At 57.6% G+C, this 25,819-nt stretch carries 19 protein-coding genes; 12 read left to right on the top strand and 7 right to left on the bottom strand.

All coding sequences use genetic code 11. From position 1 onward, the window contains the following. Positions 1–3: 3 nt before the first annotated feature. From V6L79_RS14380 to V6L79_RS14415, 8 genes are all read left to right on the top strand, one after another. Complete coding sequence (locus tag V6L79_RS14380) at positions 4–1,671, top strand: DUF1302 domain-containing protein (protein WP_261742155.1); 1,668 nt, start codon at positions 4–6, stop codon at positions 1,669–1,671. Between the two features lie 137 nt (positions 1,672–1,808). Next, positions 1,809–3,020, top strand: a complete 1,212-nt coding sequence (locus tag V6L79_RS14385; RefSeq protein ID WP_261742156.1) for a thiolase family protein — start codon at positions 1,809–1,811, stop codon at positions 3,018–3,020. Positions 3,021–3,025: 5 nt separating this feature from the next. Then, the gene (locus tag V6L79_RS14390; protein WP_261742157.1) at positions 3,026–3,961 is read left to right on the top strand and encodes an OB-fold domain-containing protein; all 936 of its coding nucleotides are present in this window, start codon (positions 3,026–3,028) and stop codon (positions 3,959–3,961) included. Positions 3,962–4,156: 195 nt separating this feature from the next. After that, positions 4,157–5,050 carry a VOC family protein gene (locus V6L79_RS14395; protein ID WP_338579025.1) on the top strand — a complete coding sequence of 298 codons (894 nt, stop codon included), beginning with the start codon at positions 4,157–4,159 and terminating at the stop codon, positions 5,048–5,050. Between the two features lie 9 nt (positions 5,051–5,059). After that, on the top strand, positions 5,060–5,935 hold the full coding sequence (locus V6L79_RS14400) for a CoA transferase subunit A (RefSeq protein ID WP_261742159.1): 876 nt from the start codon (positions 5,060–5,062) through the stop codon (positions 5,933–5,935). Positions 5,936–5,946: 11 nt separating this feature from the next. Continuing rightward, positions 5,947–6,744: a ketoacid CoA transferase gene (locus V6L79_RS14405; protein ID WP_338579026.1), complete on the top strand. Its 798-nt coding sequence runs from the start codon at positions 5,947–5,949 to the stop codon at positions 6,742–6,744. Between the two features lie 15 nt (positions 6,745–6,759). Further along, complete coding sequence (locus tag V6L79_RS14410) at positions 6,760–7,665, top strand: enoyl-CoA hydratase (RefSeq protein WP_338579027.1); 906 nt, start codon at positions 6,760–6,762, stop codon at positions 7,663–7,665. Next, positions 7,662–8,768 (top strand): nitronate monooxygenase, encoded by a 1,107-nt coding sequence (locus tag V6L79_RS14415; protein ID WP_338579028.1) that lies wholly within the window; start codon positions 7,662–7,664, stop codon positions 8,766–8,768. The genes V6L79_RS14410 and V6L79_RS14415 overlap by 4 nt, the downstream gene beginning before the upstream one ends. 88 nt (positions 8,769–8,856) lie before the next feature. On the opposite strand, the gene V6L79_RS14420 is transcribed toward V6L79_RS14415, so the two are convergent. From V6L79_RS14420 to V6L79_RS14435, 4 genes are all read right to left on the bottom strand, one after another. Further along, positions 8,857–9,624 (bottom strand): SDR family oxidoreductase, encoded by a 768-nt coding sequence (locus V6L79_RS14420; protein WP_261742163.1) that lies wholly within the window; start codon positions 9,622–9,624, stop codon positions 8,857–8,859. A 23-nt stretch (positions 9,625–9,647) separates the two neighbouring features. Then, positions 9,648–10,715, bottom strand: coding sequence for a phosphotransferase family protein (locus tag V6L79_RS14425; RefSeq protein WP_338579029.1), 1,068 nt, complete (start codon positions 10,713–10,715; stop codon positions 9,648–9,650). Positions 10,716–10,916: 201 nt separating this feature from the next. Next, on the bottom strand, positions 10,917–11,231 hold the full coding sequence (locus V6L79_RS14430) for an SCP2 sterol-binding domain-containing protein (protein WP_048358034.1): 315 nt from the start codon (positions 11,229–11,231) through the stop codon (positions 10,917–10,919). Positions 11,232–11,285: 54 nt separating this feature from the next. Continuing rightward, positions 11,286–11,996: a histidine phosphatase family protein gene (locus V6L79_RS14435; RefSeq protein ID WP_338579030.1), complete on the bottom strand. Its 711-nt coding sequence runs from the start codon at positions 11,994–11,996 to the stop codon at positions 11,286–11,288. 206 nt (positions 11,997–12,202) lie between these two features. On the opposite strand from V6L79_RS14435, the gene sohB reads away from it, so the two are divergent. Both sohB and V6L79_RS14445 read left to right on the top strand, forming a co-directional pair. Further along, the gene (gene sohB, locus V6L79_RS14440; protein WP_338579031.1) at positions 12,203–13,222 is read left to right on the top strand and encodes a protease SohB; all 1,020 of its coding nucleotides are present in this window, start codon (positions 12,203–12,205) and stop codon (positions 13,220–13,222) included. 200 nt (positions 13,223–13,422) lie between these two features. Beyond that, positions 13,423–18,540 (top strand): NEL-type E3 ubiquitin ligase domain-containing protein, encoded by a 5,118-nt coding sequence (locus tag V6L79_RS14445; protein ID WP_338579032.1) that lies wholly within the window; start codon positions 13,423–13,425, stop codon positions 18,538–18,540. A gap of 45 nt (positions 18,541–18,585) precedes the next feature. Here V6L79_RS14445 and V6L79_RS14450 read toward each other — a convergent pair whose 3' ends face one another. Then, entirely contained in the window at positions 18,586–19,080 is a 495-nt protein-coding gene (locus tag V6L79_RS14450) for a DUF934 domain-containing protein (RefSeq protein WP_261742170.1), read from the bottom strand. After that, a complete protein-coding gene (locus tag V6L79_RS14455) occupies positions 19,064–20,722 on the bottom strand; it encodes a nitrite/sulfite reductase (RefSeq protein WP_338579033.1) in 1,659 nt (552 codons plus the stop codon). The genes V6L79_RS14450 and V6L79_RS14455 overlap by 17 nt, the downstream gene beginning before the upstream one ends. 482 nt (positions 20,723–21,204) lie before the next feature. Here V6L79_RS14455 and V6L79_RS14460 point away from each other — a divergent pair, with 482 nt between their 5' ends. Next, positions 21,205–22,296 (top strand): ABC transporter substrate-binding protein, encoded by a 1,092-nt coding sequence (locus V6L79_RS14460; protein ID WP_338579034.1) that lies wholly within the window; start codon positions 21,205–21,207, stop codon positions 22,294–22,296. Here V6L79_RS14460 and V6L79_RS14465 read toward each other — a convergent pair. Then, positions 22,293–22,508 (bottom strand): DUF2970 domain-containing protein, encoded by a 216-nt coding sequence (locus V6L79_RS14465; RefSeq protein WP_261742173.1) that lies wholly within the window; start codon positions 22,506–22,508, stop codon positions 22,293–22,295. The genes V6L79_RS14460 and V6L79_RS14465 overlap by 4 nt on opposite strands. Before the next feature lie 153 nt (positions 22,509–22,661). Between V6L79_RS14465 and V6L79_RS14470 the strand changes: the two genes are divergently transcribed. Then, positions 22,662–25,814, top strand: coding sequence for a dermonecrotic toxin domain-containing protein (locus V6L79_RS14470; RefSeq protein WP_338579035.1), 3,153 nt, complete (start codon positions 22,662–22,664; stop codon positions 25,812–25,814). Positions 25,815–25,819: the final 5 nt, after the last annotated feature.

The raw sequence follows: 25,819 nt of genomic DNA on the forward strand, positions 1-25,819 counted from the left end.
AGAGTGATCAATAAAAATAACAATAAATGTCCAGGGCCGCGCCCGCACCGTTATCAGGTCAGTGGCCTGGCGGTCGCCGTGGCACTGGTCTCCAGCCCAGTGTGGGCAGGGGATACCATCGAGTTTGATGACGGCACCACCATCGATTGGTCGGTCACCACCAGTTATGGCATCGGCATGCGCTTGGGTAATCCCAGCGACAGGTTGATGGGGGTAAACGCTGATGATCCTAACCGCAACTTCGATCAGCACAGCCTCACCACCAACCGGGTCGGCGCGCTGGGCGAGATGATCCTGCGCAAGGACAACTACGGCGCGGTGGTGCGTGCCAGTACCTTTTACGACGATGTATACCACCGTAATAACGACAATAATTCGCCTGCGACCGTCAACAAATACGGCAGCAATGACGAGTTCACCAGCGATACCCGCTATTACAGCGGAGGTCGTACGCGCTTGCTCGACGCTTATGTGTTTGGCGGCTGGCGTTTTGAGAACGACACCATGCTCGATGTTAAAGCCGGTCGGCATATCGAGTCGTGGGGCGAGAGCCTTTATTACCCTGGCGTGAATGGTGTGCAGAACCCGTCCGATGCGGTCAAGGCTGCGCAGCCGGGGGTTGAGGTCAAGGAAGTGCTGCTTCCAGTCGGGCAGTTCTCGGCGTCCTATCGGATCAACCCGCAAATCACCTTGGGCGGCTATGTGCAGTACGAGTGGAAGGGTACTGAACTGCCGCCGGTGGGCAGCTTTCTGTCGACCTCGGATGTAATCGGGCCGGGTCGCGAGTTTCTGTATATGGGCGCCAACAAGGTGCCTTACCTGGGCACGGATGAACCACGTGATAGCGGGCAGTGGGGCGCGCAGATCCGTTATCGCCCGGTCAGCGAGCTTGAACTGTCGCTGTTCCATGTGGTGTACCACGACAAAAACCCGGCCACCGCACTGGTGGGCTGGGACCCGATCCCGGCCGGGCCCGGCGGGCTGGCGTACAAGGCCAACGGTTATAGGGTCAAGTATTTTGAAGACATCAAGCTGACCGGTATCAGCGCCACCACCAAGCTGGGCGAGTACCAGCTCGGTGCGGAATGGTCGTATCGCGACGGTGCGCCAGTGATGGTCAACACCGGGCTGGGGCCTGTGCCTGCCAGGGGCAAGGGCCAGCAGCTGCAGTTTTCGGCCATGCGCATTCTGGGTGACCGCCCATGGGCCAGCCAGACCACATTGACCGGTGAAATCGTCACCGTGCGTGCCGACCATGCCGACGACACCTCGGCAGCACCCAACCTTGAAGGCTTGCCTCTGTTGCCATCGCTGGCACCGTCGGTGCAACCGTCCAATGACTACACCTACAAGACCAGCAGTGCATGGCGTACTCGCTCATCCAGCGCGTACACCGTCGGTGCTTCGTTCAGTTATCCGGGCGTATTCCAGGGCTGGGACCTGGAGGTTCCGTTCACCTTCTCGGACGTGTTCAGCGGCGCGGCGCCGATGTCGGGGACGATTGCCGGGGTAGCGGGTGACCGTCGCCTGAGTGCGGGCACCACCTTCAAATACCTGAGCAACCTGGAAGTGTCGCTCAAGTACATCGGATATCTGGGCTCGCCTGACCCGATCTACCGGCCTCTGGCAGACCGTGACTACGCCACGTTCTCGATGAAATACACCTTCTAAAACACGCCCCACCCTGGTGTGGGAGCGGGCTTGCTCGCGATGCAGGCAGCGCGTTGTTTCTGTCTGATCGCATTGATGCCATCGCGAGCAAGCCCGCTCCCACAGGTGATCCAGTTCGCATTCAAAGAGAGAAACCCATGGGTCTTAAAGGTCATGCGGCCATTGTCGGCAGCGCACAGTACAAACCGGAGAAATACGCTACGGCCCCGCGCATGTTCCATCTGGAGCAAGTTGCCGACCTGGCGGCTCAGGCATTGCAGGATGCAGGTTTGCAGGCATCCGATCTCGACGGGCTGGTGATCAACGGCCCGCAATTTCACGAAGCTTCGGTGTTCGTACCGGCCATGGCCGCCGAATACCTGGGCTTGCGACTCAATTTTGCCGAAGTCGTCGACCTTGGTGGCTGTACCTCGGTGGGTATGGTCTGGCGCGCAGCGGCCGCCATCGAACTGGGTTTGTGCCAGGCGGTGCTGTGCGTATTGCCTGCACGCATGGCACCGATGGGTCCGGATGAAGACGCCAGTTGGATGGCCCGGGCCATGCGCTTTGGGGGGCATAGCACGGCGTTTGGCGCACCTGAAGCCGAGTTCGATTTGCCATACGGCCATATGGGTCAGAACACCGGTTACGCGATGATCGCTCAGCGCTATGCCGCGCAATATGGCTACGACCCGCGGGCGATGGCAAAAATCGCGGTGGATCAACGCACCAATGCGCAGTTCAACCCACAAGCAATGTTCTACGGCCAGCCGTTGACCATTGAGCAAGTACTGGCCAGCAAAAAAGTCGCTGACCCGCTGCATGTACTGGAAATCGTCATGCCTGTGGCGGGTGGCGCCGCAATGATCATCGCTTCCAAAGAGGTGGCAGCACGAGCCCGCAAGCGACCGTCCTGGATCACTGGCTTTGGCGAGCACCTGGCATTCAAGTCGCCGTCCTATGCCGCTGACATGTTGCACACCCCAATCGGGCCTGCTTCGCGCCGCGCCTTCGAGATGGCCGGGCTCAAGCCAGGTGATGTGGATGCGGCACAAATTTATGACTGCTACACCATCACTGCCTTACTGACCTTGGAAGACGCCGGATTTTGCGCCAAGGGCGAAGGCATGAGCTTTGTGCGTGAACACGATCTGACCTGGCGCGGCGACTTCCCGATGAACACCCACGGCGGCCAGCTCAGCTTTGGTCAGGCAGGCTCGGCCGGCGGCATGAGCCAGGTAATCGAAGCCGTGACGCAAATTGCCGGTGAAGCCGGTGAACGCCAGCTCAAACGTTGCGACACGGTGTATGTATCAGGCACCGGTGGGGTGATGAGTGAGCAGGGCGCATTGATACTTCAGGGAGCTTGAATCCGATGTCGAATAACAAACCAATGCCGGTAGCGACCGAAATTTCTGCGCCGTTCTGGGAAGGTCTGAAGGCTGAGCGTCTGCTGATTCAGCAATGTGAGCACTGCAGCCATTGGGTATTTTATCCGCGTCGGCATTGCCCGGCGTGCTTCACCCATGCCCTGACCTGGCGTGAAGTCAGCGGCGGGGCGACGTTATACAGCTTTACCGTAACCCGCATCGCGACCCTGCCGGATTTCGCCGATGAAATGCCGCAAATGCTGGCGGTGGTCGAACTGGATCAAGGCGTACGGATCAATACCAACCTGGTGGGGCTGGACGAGTCAGAGGTGAAGATCGGCATGCGTCTGCAACCGGTGTTTGCCGAGGTCGATGGCAAAGGAAATCGGCTGCTGCGTTTTACCGGGCTGGACAAGGACGCAGATGCGTTGAAGACCTTACGCGTGGTCGAGCAACCGGTTGCAGCAGCAGTAGCGGTGCGCCAGATTGCTCTGGATGACGAAGCAGGATTACAGGCCTTGGTCAGCGACCAATTCAGCCCTTGGAGCAATCAGGTGGTGGTCGATCAGGCCTTGATCGACACCTTTGCCCAGTTGTCGGGCGACGACTACTGGATTCATACCGACCCAGAGCGGGCGCGCAAGCAAAGCCCGTTTGGCGGCACCATTGCCCATGGGGCGCTGGTGCAGATTCTGCAATCACGGATGAAACTGAACCTGGGGTACGAGATCACCGGTTTCAGCAACATGATCAACTACGGTTCGGATCGACTGCGCTTTCCGGCACCGGTGCCAGCGGGCTCGACGATTCATGCGCGGGCACGGGTGAAGAAGGTGGAGCGCGTCAAGAGCGGCACCCAGTTGACCCTTGAACTCAACACCCATGTACTGGGCAGCGAGCGGCCGTCGGTGATCAATGAACTGGTGATTCTCTATATGTAATCCCCCCCCCTGTGGGAGCGAGCCTGCTCGCGAAAGCGTGTTTGACTGGATGATCGCTTTCGCGAGCAGGCTCGCTCCTGCAGTTTTTATGTGTGTTCCGCCAATCAAGCTTTAGTCTCAACGGACGATGAGCCTCGCAACCTTCCTTCCCATACTGCTCTCAGCCAATAAATACAGGCATTGAGGAGCAGGCACATGATCGACATTCGTGGTTTGAGCTACTTCGTTGCAGAGTCTGCCGACCCCGTTCAGTGGCAGCGTTATGCCCAGGACGTGCTCGGGATGATGGTCAGCGAAGCACCCGCCGGTGGCGTGTACGTGAAAATGGATGAGCGTCCGTTTCGCATGCTGATCGTGCCAGGCGGTGAGTCGCGCTACCTGGCCTCCGGTTGGGAACTGGCCAGCGAGAAGGCATTCAATGCCGCCATCGAAGTACTGGATCAAGCTGATGTGAACTGGCGCTTGGGCACCCCCGAGCAGTGCGATCAGCGCGGTGTGCAAGCGCTGCTGCATGTCACCGACCCGTCGGGCAACCGTCATGAACTGAGCTGGGGCCATCGCTCCGATTGCCAGCCGTTTATCTCGCCGCAAGGCGTACCGGGTTTTATCACTGGCGATATGGGCCTGGGCCACACCGTGCTGCCTGCACCGAATTTCGATGCCACGCTGGCGTTTGCCAAGGATGTGCTTGGCTTTGAACTGTCGGACATTTTCAACTTCCGGCCCGACCCTTCGGCGCCACCGGTCCGCATCCATTTTTTACATTGCAAAAACAGCCGTCACCACAGCCTGGCGTTGGCCGAATACCCGGTGCCGTCCGGTTGTGTGCACGTGATGGTCGAGGTCGAGTCGATGACCGAAGTCGGTCGCGCCCATGACCGGCGCATCGCCCACCAAGTGCCGTTGTCGGCCACCCTCGGCCAGCACCTGAACGACCGCATGACCTCGTTTGATATGAAAACCCCTTCAGGCTTTGACCTGGAGTACGGCTACGGCGGCTTGCTGGTGGACTGGCAAGAGCACAGCGCTTTTGAATTCACCCGGGTAAGCCTGTGGGGCCACGATTTCTCCGTGGGCCAAGAACAGTAAGGAATCACCATGAACAAGCAAATGACAGCGGCAGACGTGGTCGGCCAGTTGCGCGACGGCATGACCATCGGCTTCGGCGGCTGGGGCCCACGGCGCAAGCCCATGGCGATTGTGCGCGAGATCCTGCGCTCGGACGTCAAGGACCTTACTGTGGTCGCCTACGGCGGTCCTGAAGTCGGGATGCTGTGCGCGGCCGGCAAGGTCAAAAAACTGGTTTTCGGCTTTGCCACCCTCGATGCGATCCCGCTCGAAGCCTACTTTCGCAAGGCCCGCGAGGCCGGTGAACTGGAGCTGATGGAACTGGACGAAGGCATGCTGCAATGGGGCCTGCGCGCCGCGGGTATGCGCCTGCCGTTTTTGCCGACCCGATGCGGCCTGGCCACTGATGTCAGCCGCCTGAACCCCGAGATCAAGCAGGTGCAGTCGCCCTATGACGATGGCGAAGTGTTGCTGGCGATGCCGGCATTGAACCTGGATATGGCCTTTTTGCACGTCAACGTGGCGGACCGTCTGGGTAACACTCTGGTCACCGGTCCTGATCCGTATTTCGATCATCTGTTCGCCCGTGCTGCCAAGCAGTGTTTTGTGTCTTGCGAGCGGATTGAGGAGCGCTTGAGCCTGGATGCCGCTCAAGCCCGCTTCAACACGTTCGAGCGCTATCTGGTCAGCGGCGTGGTGCATGCACCGTTTGGCGCGCACCCGACGTCGTGCCCGTCCGACTACGGCTGGGACATGAGCCATTTGAAACGCTACAGCGCCAGTGCCGCTGAGGAAGGCGGCTGGGAAGGCTATGTAGCCGAGTTTGTGACCCCGGGCGAAAGCGCCTACCAGGCCAGCAATGGCGGTGTCGATCGACTCAGCGCTTTGCCGCTGCCCGTGTTTTAAGGAGTTTGGACATGACTGCTATTAGCGAATACACCCTGGCTGAACTGTTGATCGTGGCTGCCTGTGAAGCCTGGCGCGGCAACGGTGAAGTGATTGCTTCGGGCCTGGGCGTGATTCCGCGCCTGGGTGCGAGCCTGGCCAAATTGACCCACAGCCCTGAACTGTTGATGACCGACAGCGAAGCATTTCTGGTGGAAGAACCGATCCCGCTGGGGCCTCGTGGTGATTATGTACCGCGCTACTCGGGTTACCTGTCGTTCGAGCGGGTGTTCGAGTGCGTATGGGGCGGACGCCGCCACGCGATGATCGGCCCGACCCAGATCGACCGCTGGGGCCAGACCAATCTGTCATGCATTGGCGACTATCAAAAGCCCAAGGTGGCGATGCTTGGGGTGCGCGGCTTGCCGGGCAACAGCATCAACCATATCAACTCGTTTTTTGTTCCGGCCCATAACACCCGTGCTTTCGTCTCGGGCGAAGTGGACATGGTATCGGGTGTCGGCTTCAAGGCTGAGCGTTGGGAAGAGGGTATGCGCCGCGACTTGATGGATATCCGCCTGATCGTCACTGACCTGTGCGTGATGGACTTCGGTGGCCCGGATCGAGTGGTACAGGTGCGCTCCCTGCACCCCGGAGTGAGCTTTGAACAAGTGCAGGAAAATACTGGCTTCCCGTTACTCAAGGCTGCCGACCTCAAGCAAACCGTTGCCCCGACTCCGGAGCAACTGGCCCTGATTCGCCGTCTGGACCCCCACGACTATCGCGCAGCAGCGCTCAAGGGCAACCCGCCCGGCATTCGCCAGGCCTGAAGGCAAGGAACTCACATGAGCAGCGACAGCGAATTTGTGCAGCGGGCTGATACCGCTGTGTATGAAACCGAAGAGCCGGTGCTCTATGGGGTGGCCGATGGTATTGCCACACTGAGCATGAACCGGCCGACCGTGAACAATGCGCAAAACTCGCAAATGACCTACGCCCTGGACGATGCTTTTCGCCGCGCGGTGAATGACGATGCGGTGAAAGTCATAGTGCTGCGCGGCAATGGCAAGCACTTTTCGGCGGGTCACGATATTGGCACCCCCGGGCGCGATATCAACAAGGCGTTTGATCGCGCCAGCCTGTGGTGGGATCACACCAACAAACCCGGTGGCGAATACCTGTATGCCCGCGAGCAGGAGGTGTACCTGGGTATGTGTCGGCGCTGGCGAGAACTGCCCAAGCCGACCATTGCCATGGTGCAGGGCGCGTGCATTGCAGGTGGGTTGATGCTGGCCTGGGTATGCGATTTGATCGTGGCCAGCGACGATGCATTTTTTCAGGACCCAGTGGTGCGCATGGGCATTCCGGGGGTGGAGTATTTTGCCCATCCCTATGAACTGAACCCGCGTATCGCCAAGGAATTCCTGTTTACCGGTGATCGTATGAACGCCGAACGCGCCTATCAAATGGGCATGGTCAACCGCCTGTTTGCCCGCGAGGAGCTGGAGGCGGGCACATACGCACTGGCCGCGGCCATTGCCAAACAGCCGCGCATGGGCTTGGCCTTGACCAAGCAGGCGATCAATCACGTTGAAGATTTGCAGGGCAAGCGCACGGCGATGGATGCGGTGTTTGCCTGGCATCACTTTGCCCATAGCCATAACGAGTTGCTCTCGGGCGACAAGCTTGGCGGCTATGACGCCAAGGCCATGATTGAAGCGAACAAGACCGCTGCAGGTGATCGTCGATGAGCGAGTATTTGCAAACGGCATTGACCGATGCCTTGGGCTGTCGTTATCCAATCGTGCAAACCGCGATGGGCTGGGTGGCGGACGCCAATCTGGTGATCGCCAGTACCCGCGCCGGAGCTTTCGGTTTTCTGGCCGGGGCGACCATCGCGGCGGATCAACTGGAGGCTGAAATTCAGCGGGTGATCGAGGCCACGGGAGGCAGCAACTTTGGCCTTAATTTCCATATGTTCCAGGAAAATGCCGCGCAGTGCGTGGATCTGGCCATTGAATACCGCTTGCGTGCTGTGAGCTATGGCCGTGGGCCGGATCGCCAGACCATCGACCGCTTCAAGAAAGCCGGGGTGTTGTGCATTCCGACTGTGGGCGCGCTTAAGCATGCGATCAAGGCCGTGGAGCTTGGCGCGGACATGATCACGGTGCAGGGCGGTGAAGGTGGCGGGCATACCGGTGGCGTGCCAAGCACCATTTTGCTGCCGCAGGTACTGGATGCAGTACGGGTGCCGGTGATTGCAGCGGGTGGCTACTCCACCGGCCGTGGGCTGGCCGGGGCGCTGGCCAGCGGCGCTGCCGGGATTGCCATGGGTACGCGGTTCCTAATGACCCAGGAATCGCCAACCCCTATCGCAACTTTGGACCGTTACGTAAAAGTCTCTGATCCCCAGCACATTCGCGTGACGACGGCGGTGGACGGCATGCGCCATCGGATGATCGAGAACGCGTTTATCAATCGCCTGGAAAAGGCCAGTGCCTTTGGCCGCCTGCGCATTGCTCTGGGCAGCGCCTGGCACTGGAAGCAACAGACCGGCATGAGTCTTGGGCATATGCTCAGCGTGTTCGTCCAATCGGTGAAGGAAGACCCCGCAGCCTTGTCACAAACCGTTATGGCAGCCAACCAGCCGGTGTTGTTGCAACGCTCGATGGTCGATGGCGTGCCGGATGAAGGGATCCTGCCGTGCGGGCAAGTAGCGGCCGCCATCGGCGAGTTGAAAAGTTGCCAGCAATTGATCGACGAGATGGTGCAAGAAGCTGAACGTTGCCTGATGGCAGTGAATGCACGTCATCAGGCTGTACGCACCAAGGCGTCACAGCCAGCAGGCATCTGAAACGGCTTCCAATGTTGCATCTGTACTTGGTTGGATAACAACACCAGCCCCATCCAGGCGGTGGGGCTGGTAGCCAGCCAAGCTGGCCCTACGACAAAAAACCGCCATCCACATTCAGCGAAACACCTGTGGTGTAGCTCGATGCATCGCTTGCCAGATACAACACTGCTCCGGCCATTTCACTCGGCGCGGCCACGCGCTTGAGCGGAACCTGCTGCAGGACGGTCTTGAGGATGGCGTCATTCTTGACCAGCGCCGAAGCGAATTTGGTGTCGGTCAGGCCTGGCAGCAGGGCGTTGCAGCGGATGCCGAATGCCGCACATTCCTTGGCAAACACCTTGGTCATGTTGATCACCGCCGCCTTGGTCATCGAATACACCCCCTGGAATACCCCCGGTGAAACGCCGTTGATCGAGGCCACGTTGATGATGCTGCCGCCGCCGTGCTCGCGCATCAACTTGCCGGCCTCGACCGACATAAAGAAATAACCGCGAATATTCACGTCGACGGTTTTCTGGAAGGCGCTGAGGTCGGTGTCCAGCACGTTGCAAAATTGCGGGTTGGTGGCGGCATTGTTGACCAGAATATCGAGGCGCCCGAAGTCTTCGCGGATACGCGCAAAGGTCCGGGTGATGTGTTCCATTTCGCCGATATGGCAAGCGATGGCTGTGGCCTTGCCGCCATCGGCGATGATCGCATCGGCCACGGGCTGGCAGCCTTCGAGCTTGCGGCTGGAAACGATCACGTGGGCACCTTGCTGGGCCAGCAGTTTGGCAATGGCTTCACCGATACCGCGACTGGCACCGGACACGAACGCAATTTTGCCATCAAGGTCGAACAGTTGAGTCCTGGACATGCGGGTTCCTTGTTATCTCGGGCTTAGAGGCTGGAGCGGCGAATGACATTGAGGCTCATCTGCTCAAGCAGGGCGTTCATTTGCACGAATTGCGCGAAGCGTTTGTCCTGGGTCTGGCCGTGGTAGTAGCGGTAGTAGATTTGTTGAACGATACCCGCCAGACGGAACAATCCATAGGTGTAGTAGAAATCGTAGTTGTCGATCTGGATCCCGGAGCGCTCGGCGTAGTAATCGACGAATTCGCGGCGGGTCAACATGCCGGAGGCATTGCTTGGCTGGCGTCGCATTAATTGCACCGGTGCCGGGTCGCCCGCTTCAATCCAGTAGGCGAGGGTATTGCCCAGGTCCATCAGCGGGTCGCCCAGAGTGGTCAGCTCCCAGTCCAGCACACCGATGATCTGCATCGGATCGGCGGGGTCGAGGATCACGTTATCAAAGCGGTAGTCATTGTGAACAATGGCCGGGGTCGGATGGTCGGCCGGCATGTTGGCCTGCAGCCAGTCTTTAACGGCTTCCCAGCGCGGTGCATCCGGGGTCAGGGCCTTGTCGTAGCGCTCGGTCCAGCCACTGATCTGGCGTTGCACGTAGCCTTGCGGCTTACCGAGATCACCCAGGCCGCAGGCGTTGTAGTCGACCTTGTGCAACTCGACCAGTTTGTCGATAAAGCGCTTGCACAGCGTCCGGGTATTGTCGGCGCTAAGCGCCAGTTCGTCGGGTATGTCAGAGCGCAGGATGATGCCCTTGACCCGCTCCATCACGTAAAATTCGGAGCCGATCAGGGTTGTGTCGGTGCAGTGGGCATAGGCTTTGGGGCAGTAGGGGAAGGCGTTCTTGAGCTGGTTGAGGATGTGGAACTCGCGGCCCATGTCGTGGGCTAATTTGGCTTTTTGGCCAAACGGCGGGCGGCGCAGCACCAGTTCCTGGCCTGGGTATTCAATCAGGTAGGTCAGGTTGGAGGCGCCTCCAGGGAATTGACTGATTGTCGGTTGCCCTGCAAGCCCCGGGATATGCGCCTTGATATAAGGATCGATGCGGCTGGCGTCGAGTTCTTCGCCGGAACGGATGCGGGTGGACGAGTCGGTAAGCGCCATATCTATCTCTTCTGCTTATATTTAGGGCTTGGCAATATTCGTTAATCTAATGGGCGGCCACGTCGTCGACAAGGCATGCAGGGCCTTAATAGGTGTGGGTGTTAGTGCGCGATCAGCATCCTTGATAAGCATTGCCTGAGTGAAGTGCAGGCCAAAAAAAACCGAAGCGCGCAGGCTTCGGTTTTGGGTATTGCCTGCTGCTTAAGCCGGGAACAGTTCGCTCAGCTTCATGGCCAGCATCATGTCGCCTTCGGCGCGCAGTTTGCCACCCATGAACGCTTGCATGCCGTCAGTTTCGCCGCTGACGATGCCTTCCAGGGTTTCACCGTCCATTACCAGTGTTACCTGGGCGTCCGGGTTTTCGCCTTCTTTCAGTTCACAGGTGCTGTCTTTGACGATCAGCGAGAAGTTTTTGTCGTCATCAATGCGGAAACCAAATACCAGGTCCAGGCCTGCAGCAGCGGCTGGGTTGAATTTGGCTTTCATTGCTTGAACGGCATCAGCTACAGAAGTCATGGTTCGATCCTTTTGTGGTGGGTTTCAGCGGCGCTGGGCCGCGGTTGCCGACGCTCAACGATAGGTGATGAGTGACGGCGTCTTCAACAGTTGCAAATGCACATGACTGTTGAAGGAAGCCAGGGTCACCTCGCGGCCATGGAACTTGAGTTGGCTGAGCGAGGTATTAACAATTTGCCAGGCCAGCTTGAAGGCATCGTTGGCCGCAATGTTGATCAGTATGTGGATCAGGGCAGTAATGGTACCTGCCGAGGTGAACACGGCAATGGTCTGTTGGCCTTTGGCCAGGTCGAGAATCCGGTTCAAGCCCGCCTGGGCCCGTTCGACAAACCCCAGCCAGGTTTCCAGCCCAGGGGTGTCGTAGGTGCCACTGAGCCAGCGGTCGATGATCAGCTCAAAGATGCGCTGGAATTCCGCCGGGTTATGGGCGGCATCAGTCATCGCCGCCAATGCGCCAGGTTCGTCTGGCAGCAGGCCAGGAAGCAGGGCGTCAAGTATGGCGAATGCATCGAACTCGTTAAATGCGGCGTCTACTTCAAGTTCTGGGGTAGGTAGTCCAGCAGCGCTGAACTGTGCCAGTGCATGACGCGCGGTGTCTTGCTGACGGGATAGATCCCCCGACAGGCAGCGGTCAAAACGCAGACCCAGATCGACCAGATGCTGGCCGGCAATTTCTGCCTGGCGCACACCCAGTGACGACAGCATGTCGTAGTTATCTGCGCCGAAAGAGGCCTGGCCATGTCTTATCAAGTAGATGCTGCCCACGTCCGCGTCGTCCCGGTCCGCTGAAAGTCTGGCGAGGTTAGGAGGATGGCAAGTGGCTGTCAATGAAAAAACATACGCTTGTTTGAATTCCTGCAAGTGCCAGCGCGTAAGGTGTTTCACGGCTGGCAGGCCCCGGTTGGCGCCGGTATGCTGGTTGCCATTGCGCAGCCCTGACCTGAGGGCTGCAGACGTTCTAAGGAGAGGCTGTGGAATTTCTTGCCGAGTACGCCAGTTTTCTGGCTAAAACCGTGACCTTGGTGGTTGCCATTCTGGTGGTACTGGTGACCCTGGTGGCATTGCGTGGCAAAGGACGCCGTTCTGCCGGGCAGTTGCAGGTCACCAAGCTCAATGACTTTTACAAAGGTCTGCGTGAGCGTCTGGAGCAGTCCCTGTTGTCCAAGAGTCAACTCAAGGCGCTGCACAAACAGACCGCTAAAGCTGAGAAAAAGCTGAAAAAACTGCCTGAAGACAAACCTAATGTCTACGTTCTGGACTTTGCAGGCGATATCAAGGCATCGGCTACAGAAAGCCTGCGTCACGAAATCACCGCATTGCTGAGCCTGGCGAAGCCGACAGATGAAGTGGTACTGCGTCTGGAAAGCGGCGGCGGCATGGTACATAGCTATGGCCTGGCATCGTCGCAACTGGCACGTATTCGCCAGGCAGGCATTCCGCTGACAATTTGTATCGATAAAGTCGCGGCCAGTGGCGGTTACATGATGGCGTGCATCGGGCAGAAGATTATCAGCGCCCCGTTTGCAATCCTGGGCTCCATTGGCGTGGTTGCACAGTTGCCTAACGTCAACCGCCTGCTTAAAAAGCATGATATCGACTATGAAGTGCTGACCGCCGGTGAGTACAAACGAACCCTGACAGTGTTTGGCGAAAATACCGAAAAAGGTCGTGAGAAATTTCAGCAGGACCTGGATATCACCCATCAATTGTTCAAGAACTTCGTGGCCAAATATCGGCCGCAACTGGCGATTGACGAAGTGGCCACTGGTGAAGTCTGGTTGGGTGTAGCGGCGGTGGACATGCAACTGGTCGACGAACTGAAAACCAGTGACGAGTATTTGTCCGAACGCGCCAAGGAAGCCCAGCTGTATCACTTGCACTTTGCCCAGCGCAAAAGTTTGCAGGAGCGTGTGGGGTTGGCTGCCGGTTCTTCGGTAGAGAAGGTAGCCGATTCGTTGTGGTCCCGTTTGACCCAGCAGCGTTACTGGTAAAGCTGTAACCCTGTTGTAAGTGGGTAATTGCAACAGGGTCATTATTTTGGTTGCTAAAGTGCGACTTCAGGTGCGGTAATTATCTAGTATTTAAAGCGTGTTTTTAATTGCGTTAGCCGATTCTTGAACAAGTAATTAACGCACTAGGTTTTAAGGCTGTCTATAAGCTTGAGGCATGAACTCCATGCCAGGCTAGAATCATGACAGACGCGACCAACGCTCTTGTATCAGATGCTGAACGAACCGTTATTGAACACTCCCGCCGATTGGCCAATACGCTGGCCGTCAATCAACATAAAACCTATATTCCGCCTTTGCTGGAACCTTGGTTCATTCACGCGCCGCCCCGGATACGTGAGGCGTTGCGCGACAGCTTCAAGCAGGGCCAGGCTACCCAGCGCGTAGTCTCTGCGGTATTGGCTCAGGTAAAGCCGATCGAACAGTTTGCCGAGCCGTTGCTCAAGACCGCGCTGGCAGCCCGCGGGTGGGGTGACGTGAACCCCAGGACTTACGGCCTCAAACAGGTTCGATTATTGAGCAACCTGACACTGTTCTTCGCTCGTCAGCAAGTTAAATTGGTCGATACCTTTGCCCAGTTAACCATGCCTGATCTTCTCACGCCCGAGTCGTTGGAGCTGAATCTGGTCTCCGGTATTACCCAGCACAGTTTGCTGCAGGCCGCTCTGCAGAATTTTGAGATTGAAGAAACCGCCAGTGACGGGTTTGATTCAGGCAGCTGTATTTATGAAGTCAGCGCGCGCCGGGCGATTGAACATCCGGCACTTAAACCGGAACACTTTGCACTGATATGCCGCGACCTCGATCTGGGCTTTCAGTATCAATGGCACTTGGCGCGTGTGTTCGAACCGGTTGATGACAACTTGTCCGCTGAAGATATTAATTCCAAAGCCTACAAGTTGAAATTTGCGTTCACCCAGAACTTACGCCATGAATTTACCTGCGCCTTGCACATGGCTTATATGAAGAAGGAAATAACGACAAATATTCATGCATTCATGATGACCCTGTTAGGCGCGCCTACTGCCCTGTTTTCACTTCTGCAATCAGCCCACGGCACTTTGCAAATCATGGGGTTTGAAGTCCCGGGCGTCATTGTCTTCTGGCCAGAAAGCAAGTCGACCGCACAGGCGCAATCCTGTGTGCTTTATCTGCCGAACAGTCCGCACAAGGCCTTTCATGAATTTGAGTCGTTTGAACTGTTGAAGGCGACGTTACGGGAGTGGTTGAAGGGCCGTGTGTTCGCCAATTATTTTGTTAAATTGGTGCCGCTTCGCCATCGTGCTGAATTTATGCGCCGCACCGATATGCAGAACGTGACCTGGGACTCGTTATTACTGCGTAGCCCACCCATCATCAATGAACCTGCCCTGATGTCCGAGAGCCGGCATGTGCCTCAGACAGATGATCCGTTTGTTGTGGCCTGGCGCCTGCAACTGGCGCAAATAAAGGACGATGCCAGGTTACTGGTCGTGCCCACCGAAGACGAAGACTCCAAAAGTCGTTTGGAACGCCAGGCGTCCTTTTTGAATATCGGGCTGAGCCTGCTCACCATTGCGCTAGGGTTTGTGCCTGTTTTGGGTGACATCCTGCTGGTCACCAGTGTCATTCAATTGGGCGTCGAGTTGTACGACGGCATCAAGGCCTGGGAGCAAGGTGACCGTGCCGCAGCCCTGGAGCACTTGTTCGATATTGCGCAAAACTTTGCCTTGGTCGCGAGCAGCGCCGGGGCGGCAAAAGTACTCAGGCCCGAACCTGTGGTGGATGCTCTGGTGGCAGTGCGCTCGGTAACCGGTCGCCAGCGCCTGTGGCGGCCTGACCTTGAGCCTTACGCGGTGAAAAATGGATTGCTGGCAGGACTTAAGCCTGATGCTCATGGGCTGTATAGCGTGGGCGAGAAGCAGTATCTCCAGTTTGAGCAGCAGATATTCCGGGTCGAAGTTTCCCCGGATAGTCGCCAGGGCGTTATCCGGCATCCCACCGATCCCCAGGCCTACAGGCCGCGGATTGAACATAACGGCAGCGGTGCATGGGTGCATGAACTGGAAACCCCCCGGAAGTGGTCGCGTATGCAGTTGTTCCGTCGTCTGGGGCCTGAAGTGCGAGGGTTTTCGGATGCCACGGCCGAGCAGGTTTTGCTGGCGACCGACACCCGTGAAGCGGTGCTGCGCAAGCTCTATATGGATAACCGCCCTATGCCGCCAGCGCTGGCGGACAGCATCAAGCGTGTGCGCTTGAGTGAAATGATCGAGAGTTTCATCGCGCAGATGAAACAGGGGGTCAATAGTTCGCCGGACAATGGGCCATTGCAATTGGAACTGTTGACCCGGCTTCCCGGCTGGCCTGCGGATCGTGTACTGCGTGTGGTTGATATGCAGGGCGTGACAATCAGGGAGTACGGCTCGGATATGGCGCCGTCCAATCCACGGCTGCAAGTCGTCGAAACCCAGGTGAGCAGGGGCGACCTGTTGAAAGTCACGCTGGATTTTTTTTCCACCCAGCAAATTGAAGCGTTGCTGGGGCGGCTAGACCTGGGGTTGGAGCAGCAGGTTCAAGCGCTTTCGCGCAAGCTGGGTCAGTATGCAGAGTCCACCAGGCAGGAGTTGTTTTCGCGTCTTTATGACATTGGCGAAGTTGCTCCGACGCAGACGCATAGCCTGAAAGATCAGTTCCCCGGATTACCAGTGGTGGTGTTGGAGGAATTGATCAGTCACCTGTCGCCTGAAGAGCTTATGGCGCTGAACAGTGGCGGCCGCTTACCGTTGCATGTGCTCGAGGAGGCCCGCAGTTATGCTCAGGTCATGCGCTTGAATCGTTCGATCGAGGGCCTGTACTTCGAGGCTTTGCGCAGCGCCGACAGCTCGGCGCTGGGGTGGCGCACCTTGCTTGATTTGCCTGGCTGGCCAGCCAATCTGCGTCTGGTGGTTCGGGATAAAAGCAACGGTACAGTGCTCAACACTCTGGGCCGTGACACGGCCATCTATAGCCAAGAGCTTTTTAAAACCGGCGATGTTTACGAGTTTCATGGAACCGTAGATCAAGACATTTACCGCAGCCCTGATCTATTGATGTGTGTGGCGCAAGGGTTAACGCCATCGCAACGTACTGCACTGAGTTTGCCCGCCACTGACCCTGGCGTGGTTTTGAAGCGTAAGGTTGCCGACCTTGCGGCCATCAATCGGGGGCGCAGTGCAGGCATATTGGGAATGCAGCGGATAAAACCCTGGTTCAGGTCGCCGCTTCGAATGGCTTCTGGCCGGTTGGGGTACACGCTGGGTGGTCGTTCGGGGCATCTGCTGGAAGAGGACCGTGCCGTGCTGCTTCAGGATCTGGTTGCCGATCTGTTTCCGTTGATGAACGAGGGGCAAGCGGGGCAGTTCTTGTACCGCTTGAAGCTCACCCCGGAGCTGACGATTCGGGCACTGAACAAGCTCAAGGCAGAGCTGCAGACGCTGCGTAGCGGGCTTGACCATTGGGTGGCAGCAACGGTGTGGACTCAAACCTCTGCAGCAGGGCCCCGCGTGTTGGTCCCGCCCCATATCAAGCGGGACATCAGCCAGGCACTGATCAGCACTTGGCGCAGGCAAAGTGAAAGTGTGCAGTTTGCGGATCACTCCGGTTATGCGCTCGATCTCAATGGTTGGCCGGTGGATTGCCTGCCTGAACTGTCGGCCGATTTTGGCCATGTGAGCTCACTGCGTTTACACAACTCGCCAAACGGCAGATTCCCGGTTCAATTTCTGGAACGTTTCCCCAACTTGCGGGTGCTGTCTATAGTCAGTAGCCAACTGACCGAGGTGCCTTCGGCAGTTTTGCTCATGCCTGAATTGATCGATCTGAACCTGCAGGGCAATCAGATTGTTTTGAGCGATCGCACGTCCACGTTGTTGTCTGGGCTGACCAGGCTGAAATCGCTGAATCTGATGGCAAATCCTCTGGGGCGACGTATCTCGGTGCGCCGTATGACTGATCTGGTGCATCTGAGATTACGTTATACCGGCCTGCAAACCTGGCCTGAGGGGGTTGAGGCGCTCAGCCATCTGGAAACCCTTGATCTGCGCGATAACGACATTACGCGTATTCCCCAGGATGTGTTTGATGCCCAGAGAACGTCGGTCAATCGTGTCACTCACTTGCATGACAACCCCCTGAGTGCAGACTCCTTGCGGCGCCTGGATAATTACCGGCGCGAAATGGGTATCGATTTCGGCATCACCCCGCGCCGTCAACATATTGCCCAGGCTGGCGGCGTCCTTAATTGGTCGGTTCAGCCCAGTTACGAGCAACACAGGGTGTGGCGCAACCTAAGCGGCATTGGCCCGTCGGCTGATTTTTTCCGGGTGCTGGAAGACCTCACCGCGTCGGCGCAGTATTTGCACCACCGCGAAAATTTGAGTCGGCGTGTCTGGGCCATGCTCAATGATATGCACTCGCACAGTGAGTTACGCGATCAGTTGTTTGAGGTGTCGGCCAACCCTAATACCTGTGCTGATGGCATTCCGATGATTTTTGCGGATATGGAACTTCGTCAGCAAATCTTCACTGCCCTGAACACGGGCAATACTGAAGGCAAGTTGCTGAACCTGGCACACGGGCTATTTCGCCTGGAGTTGCTGGACAAGCATGTGTTGGGCGTCATTGAAGGCCGAGTGGCTGAGGTTCATGCCGAGCAGCGCGCGTATGTCCAGCAGCTGCAGGGTTTGATTGATGCCGTCAGCCCGGACTTTGTATCCGGCCCGTTGTCCGCCATGACGGCGCAGGAGCAGCAGGGTGTCGCGTATCGGCTGGGCACGGGAGCTGCGTTGCGGCTGGCGCAGCGGTTGAGCCCTGCCGACTTGCAAGCACGCATTGACCGTATTGAGCCTTTGGAAGTGCAGATGTTTTATCAGGTCAAGCTGGCACGGGACCTTGGCTTGCCCGCCCGGCCAAAAAGAATGATTTTTGAGCGGATGGCTAATGTAACGCCACAGCAACTGGAGGTCGCCAAGCAGCTGGTATTGAGTGAGGACACTCCGGCGGCGAAGACGGCTTTTATCGAAAAACAGGGTTTTTGGGGCGCGTTTCTGGAGAAGAAATACCCTGATGAGTTCAGCGCTGCCGACTCTCCCTTGCATGCACGCATGCAGGTGATTTACATCGCGCGTGAGGGTATGTCCAGTCAGGACTATGTTTCGAAGACACATGCAGTGGGCGAAAGCCGTCAGCAGGTGAGGGATGCACTGATTGCCCGGCTGACCAAAAAGGAGCTCGAAGAGCACCCCTTTACCGAGCCGAAAATCTCAACCTCCAGTGATGTCTGACCGGCTGCCCGCGGGCCTTGGGCGAACCCAAGGCCGGCGGGGTGATCAGCGTCGGCGGAACAGTGGCATCGGCTCATCGGTAGACGACTGGTAGGTCACTGAAAAATCTCTCAGGCCTTCCAGCGCTTCGTATGGGTCTTTGTCGGCACGAATGGCAAATGCGTCAAAACCGCAGCGGTGCAGGTAGAACAGCTGGTCGCGCAATACATCGCCAATGGCACGCAATTCGCCTTTGTAACCGTAGCGGTCACGCAGCAGGCGTGCATTGGAGTAGCTGCGGCCATCGGTGAAGGCCGGAAAATTCAGGGCAATGACCTGGAAATTGGCCACATCTTCGCCGATTTCTTCCGCTTCTTCATCGCTGTCCAGCCACACGCCCAAGCCGCCATCGCGAGCCTTGAGGGCGTGGCCGTGTTCGCGCCACATCACCAACGGGACGATAAGGTCGTCGCAGTTGGAGATTTCGTCAAAGGTGGTTTCCTTGGGCAACAAGTGCCAGGTTTCATCGATGACTTGGTTGTTCTTAATTATTCGCTGCATAGACGCGCTCCTTGAAAGGGTCGATGCCGATACGCTGGTAGGTGTCGATGAAACGCTCATCTTCGGTACGTTTTTCAACATACACGTCGATCAGCTTTTCAATCACATCCGGCATGGCGTCCTGGGCGAACGATGGGCCGAGGATTTTCCCCAGGCTAGCATCACGGCTGGCGCTGCCACCCAAAGACACCTGGTAGAACTCGGCGCCTTTCTTGTCCACACCCAGAATCCCGATATGACCGACGTGGTGGTGACCGCAGGCGTTCATGCAACCGGAAATGTTCAGGTCCAGCTCGCCGATATCGAACAGGTAGTCCAGATCGTCAAAACGGCGCTGGATTGACTCTGCAATCGGGATCGATTTGGCGTTGGCCAACGAGCAGAAATCGCCGCCAGGGCAGCAGATCATATCGGTCAGCAAACCAATGTTTGGCGTGGCGAAACCGTTTTCGCGCAACTCGCCCCACATGGCAAACAACCGGTTTTCTTCAACATCGGCCAGGATGATGTTTTGCTCATGGGAGGTGCGCAGTTGGCCGAAGCTGTAGCGGTCGGCCATTTCTGCAATGGCGTCCCACTGTTTGTCGGTTACATCGCCCGGTGCAACGCCAGTCGGCTTGAGCGACAGGGTCACGGCGACATAGCCCGGCTTCTTGTGGGCCAGGGTGTTACGGGAGCGCCAACGGGCGAAGCCCGGATGCTGCTTGTCGAGTTCGGTCAGTTCCGCGCCGAAGTCGGGCAGGTCTTTGTAGTCCGGGTCCACGAAGTGCTTGGCGATACGCTGGACTTCGGCTTCGGTCAGGGTGTTGGTGCCACCGCGCAGGTGAACCATTTCGGCTTCAACACGCTCGGCGAACACTTCAGGCGTCAGCGCCTTGACCAGAATCTTGATCCGCGCCTTGTACTTGTTGTCACGACGGCCATAGCGGTTGTACACACGCAGGATGGCTTCGAGGTAGCTGAGCAGGTCTTGCCACGGCAAGAACTCATTGATGAAGGCACCGATCACCGGAGTACGGCCCAGGCCGCCACCCACGAGCACACGGAAGCCCAGCTCGCCAGCTTCGTTGAACACCGGCTCCAGGCCAATGTCATGCACTTCAATGGCGGCACGGTCAGACGCCGAACCGTTGATAGCAATCTTGAACTTGCGCGGCAGGTAGGCGAATTCCGGGTGGAAAGTCGTCCACTGACGCACGATTTCGCACCAAGGGCGCGAATCGATCAGCTCGTCGGCAGCGACACCGGCAAACTGGTCGGTGGTGACGTTGCGCAGGCAGTTGCCGCTGGTCTGGATTGCGTGCATTTGCACGGTGGCCAGTTCTTCCAGGATGTCCGGAATATCTTCCAGCGCAGGCCAGTTGAATTGAACGTTCTGCCGGGTGCTGATGTGGGCATAGCCCTTGTCATAGTCGCGAGCGATTTTGGCCATCATTCGCGCTTGGCGCGAAGTCAGCTGACCATAAGGCACGGCAACCCGCAGCATTGGGGCAAAGCGTTGAACATAAAGGCCATTTTGCAGGCGCAGGGGGCGGAACTCTTCTTCGCTCAGCTCACCTGCCAGATAGCGTCGGGTCTGATCCCGGAACTGCTTGACGCGGTCCTCGATGATCCGCTGATCGTACTCGTCATATACGTACATATAGGTCCTGTTCTCAGGCTGCTAACAGCTTATCTGCGCGCACGGCCGCGCACTCCCCACGGAGCGGGGCACGATACCAGTTTGTAGTTATGCGCAAAAGTGATGTTTAAGCATATGCAAAGAACCAAAACGACTATAAGAGGTTGATTCTCAATCCCTTACTTGTGAGAAGGGCATTGCTGGGCTTAACTGTCCGGAAGTCTTCAAGCAATCACCCATAAAACCGAAAAGAGGCGATGCGATGAGTACTCCAGTCAAAGTGCGTAAAAACGACAGCAAGGTCGATGCGTGGGCCATCTTTTTTCTGATTGTTCTGGTGGTTTCAACTGCCGTGTTCTGGGTCAGTCACCAATAACCTTTAACGTCTGACGCTTTGCCGGTCTTTTGATAAATCCGGCGATGCTCGGTATACGGTAATCGGCTGCGTGCCTGATGGTATTGTGCCTGCAATAATGCAGGTCAATTCCTTGGGGCAGCAGTCCATGCTCAAATTTCTCTGTCAGTGCGCGCTTGTCGTGTGCCTGCCTTTCTCGGCTGTGGCGCACGGGGCTACGGTGTTGTTTCTTAACCCTGGCCATGCCGATGAAACCTTTTGGGTCAGCTATTCGCAGTTCATGCAGGCTGCCGCCAAAAATCTACACCTGCAGCTTCAAATCCGCTATGCCGACCGATCGGCACCAACGGCCGTCGCGCAGGCGCGCGAAGCCTTGAAGGGCGAAGTTCGCCCCGACTATCTGGTATTCGTCAACGAGGAGTACATCGCTCCGCAAATCTTGCGCATGGCCAAGGACAGTGGTGTAAAGCTGTTTATGGTCAACAACGCCCTGACCCCTGAACAATTGAGTCTTGTGGGCCCTGAACTGGAGCGTGATCCATACTGGATTGGCAGCATGGTGGCCAACGACGAGGAGGCGGGTTACCTGATGCTCAGCGAAATAATTCGCCAGCACGGCCCGGTCAGTGCGGGCCAATCGGTGGATTTGCTGGCGTTCTCGGGGCCAAAAAATACTCCAGCCGCGCAACTGCGGGAGAAGGGCCTGTACAGAGCACTGGCCGAGCATCCTGAAGTTCGTTTGCGGCAACGGGTCTACGGTGAATGGAACAAGAACCGCGCCTATGATCAAGCAACCCTGTTGCTCAAGCGCTACCCCGCAACGGCACTGATCTGGTCGGCCAATGACGAGATGGCGTTTGGCGCCATGCAGGCTGCGCAAGAGGCAGGCAAGGTGGTGGGGCGAGATGTACTGTTCAGCGCGGTCAACAGTTCAATTCCGGCGCTTGAGGCTCGCATCGACGGGCGTTTGAGTGCGTTGGTCGGCGGGCACTTTACCTTGGGCGGTTGGGCCATGGTGCTGATCGGCGATGATGCCAAGGGCATCGATATTAGCCAATTCGGTGGCAGGAACCGCAAAGTGCCGCTGTTGCAACTGATTGATCGCCAGCAGGCGCAACACTTGCTGGTACAGGTTCGTAGCGAAACCTGGCAGGTGCCTTTTGCGCGCCTTTCAGCCCAGGGTAAGCCCGTGTCCTGGCACTATCCCTTCAGCCTCAATACGGTGCTGCAAGCACCCTAGACCCCCGCCAGATACAGGATCAACTTGACGATCCCGAACAGGCTCAGCGCGAAAATCAGCGTAAACAGCAAGCCCATCAGCAGAAACTGACTGGGCTTGCCGTGGCTGAAATCGCGGGAGCGGTTCTTTGCGCTTTGCACCCCGAAAGCGGCGGCCATCACGCTGTGCAGCACTTGCCAGAAGGTCGGGGGCTTGTTGTCTGGATCGTCCATGAGGTCCTCGTGCATCGTCAAGCGAGACTGCTCACATCACAGGATAGTCAAGATGGCCACTGTTTGAAGGCAGGGCCGACATATACATACCGCCATAGCCGCTAACCCTTTCGTTGTACTGGGGCTTCTTAATCGAGCATCAGGAGAGGCTCAATGACCACATGGCAAGTATCCGCAGGCCTTGGGCCGCATGCGGCATTTATCAAAGGCAAAGTCCCCGGCTGGATCAAGCACAGCAGAGTTGCCGATATAAAGCGGCTCAAACAGGGGCTGTTTGTGCACGCGGATGCCGGGGATCACACGCCGCCGTCATGGTTGCGCCGGGCGTTGGCTGCCAGCCAGGAACGTAGTCGTCGGGCCAATGAAGAATTGGCTGGAACCCTTAAAGACCTCCAGGGCATCACCCAGTTTGCCGAGCCCAGGCTTAAGGAGGCGTTGCACAGCCACAGTACGACAGGTGCCGAAATTGACGTTAACCAGAACCGTCTTTATTACCTGCGCCGTGAACAACCCGTGCAGCATCAAAGCCTGCTCCAAGCAGCGTTGCAGAACTTTGAAGGCAATGAAGAGTTTTCTCTGGTGGTCAATGGGCAGGTCAGCGCCTTGGCGCCCGAGGGTGCTTTGGATATCGACAAATGGACTCCCGTAAGTTCAACGGGTATCTACTCGCAAATGGCCGATGCGCTGGTGCATGGTTCGGGTTATGCCGTTGGGGCAATTGAGCAAGCCCGGGAAAATCTCAAGCCTGTGTCGGGCTTCAGTTACCGAGAAAAACTCGATATGACGCCCCAGGTTTTCTCGGATATCTGCCGTGCGCTGGATCTGGGGCAGCAGTATCAGGATCATCTTCATGCCGTGTTCGAAGCACCTGATACAGCGCCGGTGGTGGGCTACCAGATGATTCGGGCGCAAAAGGAACTGCTGAGCGTGCGGATGAACATCGCGCTGATGAAAAAGGATATATCCCGGCAAGCCTACGCCATGTTGCAGTCAGTGCTGGCCAGGGATGCGGCCCCCGTGCTGTATGGAAGGCCCGTGGTCTTCAGTCAGCTCCAGTTGTATGGCTTTACCTTGGGCGAGGTCTTGCTCATTGGTCCGTATCGTTCAACGCTGCCGGTAACAGAGTGGGCAAATACCCGGCTGGGCTTTGAGCTGCCAGTGATGAAAAAGCCTGATATGGAGCGTCTGGTGGTTTATATCCCGGGGGCGCCGCTGTATCCGCTCAAGGAATACCCATCGCTCGAAGCATTCCAGTACGAGTTGGGGCTGAACTTGCGCACCGCGCCCTATCAGCAGTTGTTCGCAAGCCTGGTGCCGCAAGGGGCCGCCCAGACTTTTTTGGCGCGCCTGAACGCCCAGCTGTATAAAACCAAACCCGACCTTGGTACGGGGCAAGCGCCGGTTTATGTCGATGAAGTGGACCTCAAACTAAACCAGCGTTACATAGAGGCCGCGCCCGCCGAGCTGTTCAGCGAGCTATATCGCTGGCATCTGCAACGCCTCAAGGCCAATGCGCGGTTGCTCGCCGTGCCGACCGCCGATGCCGACCGCCAGTTGTTGCAGCAGCGCCTGGACTACTACCTGGGCCTGGGATTGGACGCGGTGAACGTTGCCGCGTTTTTTATCCCTGGCGCAGGGGAGGTGATGATGGCGGTTATGGCGCTGCAAATGAGCCTGCAGGTCTATCACGGCATCGAGTCATGGAGCGTCGGTGATACAGAAGGGGCCTGGTCGAATTTTGAGAGTGTGGCGATAAACCTGGCAGTAGCCGGTGTGGTGGGCGGTATCGGCCACGGCATCAGTAAAATTCCGCCAGGCGCTGTGTCCCGCTGGGGCGATCAACTGGTCTCGATTACATTGCGCGATGGCCAAACCCGTTTATGGAAGCCGGACCTGATCCCGTATCAATGTGATGGTTCGTTGATTTCTCAGCTCAAGCCCAATGCGCTGGGACAATATGACGTCCAAGGGGGGCTCTATGTGCAGGTGGATCAACAGGTTTATAAGCAGGCCCATGACCAGGCACTGAACGTATGGAAGGTCTTGCACCCGACTGACAGCGAGGCTTATCAGCCGGTGCTCCAGCACAACAATGCCGGTGCCTGGCGTCACAGCCATGAGCAGCCCTTGCAATGGGATCGCCCGACCTTGCTGCGGCGGCTGGGGCATGTGACCCAAGGGTTTGATGACGCAACCCTGGCCCGGATTGGCGACGTCAGCGGTGTCACGGACGACGCATTGCGCAAGATGCATGTTGATGGGCTGCCACCGTCTGCGCTTTTGCTGGATACCCTTGAGCAGTTTTGGGTTGAACGGCAACTGATTGAGCACAAACCATCGCTTAACCAACATTACTACGATGAATTGGGTACCCGAGAAAAAAACCTGTTCAGGCGCCTGACTGAAACTGGCGACCGGGAAAATCCGGACGTTGAAAGGTTGTGTCGCAGGTTTCCCATGTTGTCGGAGCGCACGGCGGGGGAGGTACTTGCCCAGGCCAGTCAAAGCGATCTGGCACAGCTTCGCACGCTGGGGCGGGTGTCGGGTGCCCTCGATGACCTGGCGCGTGCCGCTGCGCAGCAAAGCCGTCTGAATCGGGCCTTGGCCGGTTTGTATCTGCCGGGTCTGGCGTCGGTCGACAGCGAGCGTCTGGCAGAGCATTGCCTGAAGATACCTGGGGTCAGCCAAGACACACTGGGAAGCTATGCAACCACCCATCGTCTCGAGATGGCGCGCGCCCTGAAGATCCGCCTGCCGCGCTCCAGGCCTGGTCTGCAACGGCTCAATGGGCAAATCGGCTATCCCTTGTCGGGACGTGGAGAGGCGACGGAGGTCGCCCCTTCGCTACTCTCCAGAATGCGCGCCATCTACCCGAACATGACTGACGAGGCGGCCAGCCGCTATCTGTACGACCGGCAGAGTGGGGGCGAGACGGCTCAGCACCTGTTTCACTTTCTGGCCAATCAGCAGCGCGAACTGGAGGGTTTGCGCGCCACGCTGGAGCGCTGGATGCGTACGGGCAACGACTGGGAACGTCAGCCGGTGGCAGACAGGGTGATTGCCTGTTGGCGAACAGGCTTGCTGCGCAATCCGCAGCCCTCTGCGTACCTTGATTTCGGGTCGGTGAGTGATTTCCCTGCTCTGGACGCCGACTTCTCTCATGTCAGGGCAATAAAGCTCGACGTAGACCTGATGTTGAGTGAACCGGGTGCCGGTTTTGTGAAGCGTTTCCCCGGTGTGCAACGATTGGAGTTGAGTGATATCCAGGGTCACATGAGCCCGGTATGCTCAACGGGCAGGACGTGACAGTG

It is taken from the genome of Pseudomonas sp. ML2-2023-6, assembly GCF_037055265.1.
GTDB lineage: Bacteria > Pseudomonadota > Gammaproteobacteria > Pseudomonadales > Pseudomonadaceae > Aquipseudomonas > Aquipseudomonas kulmbachensis.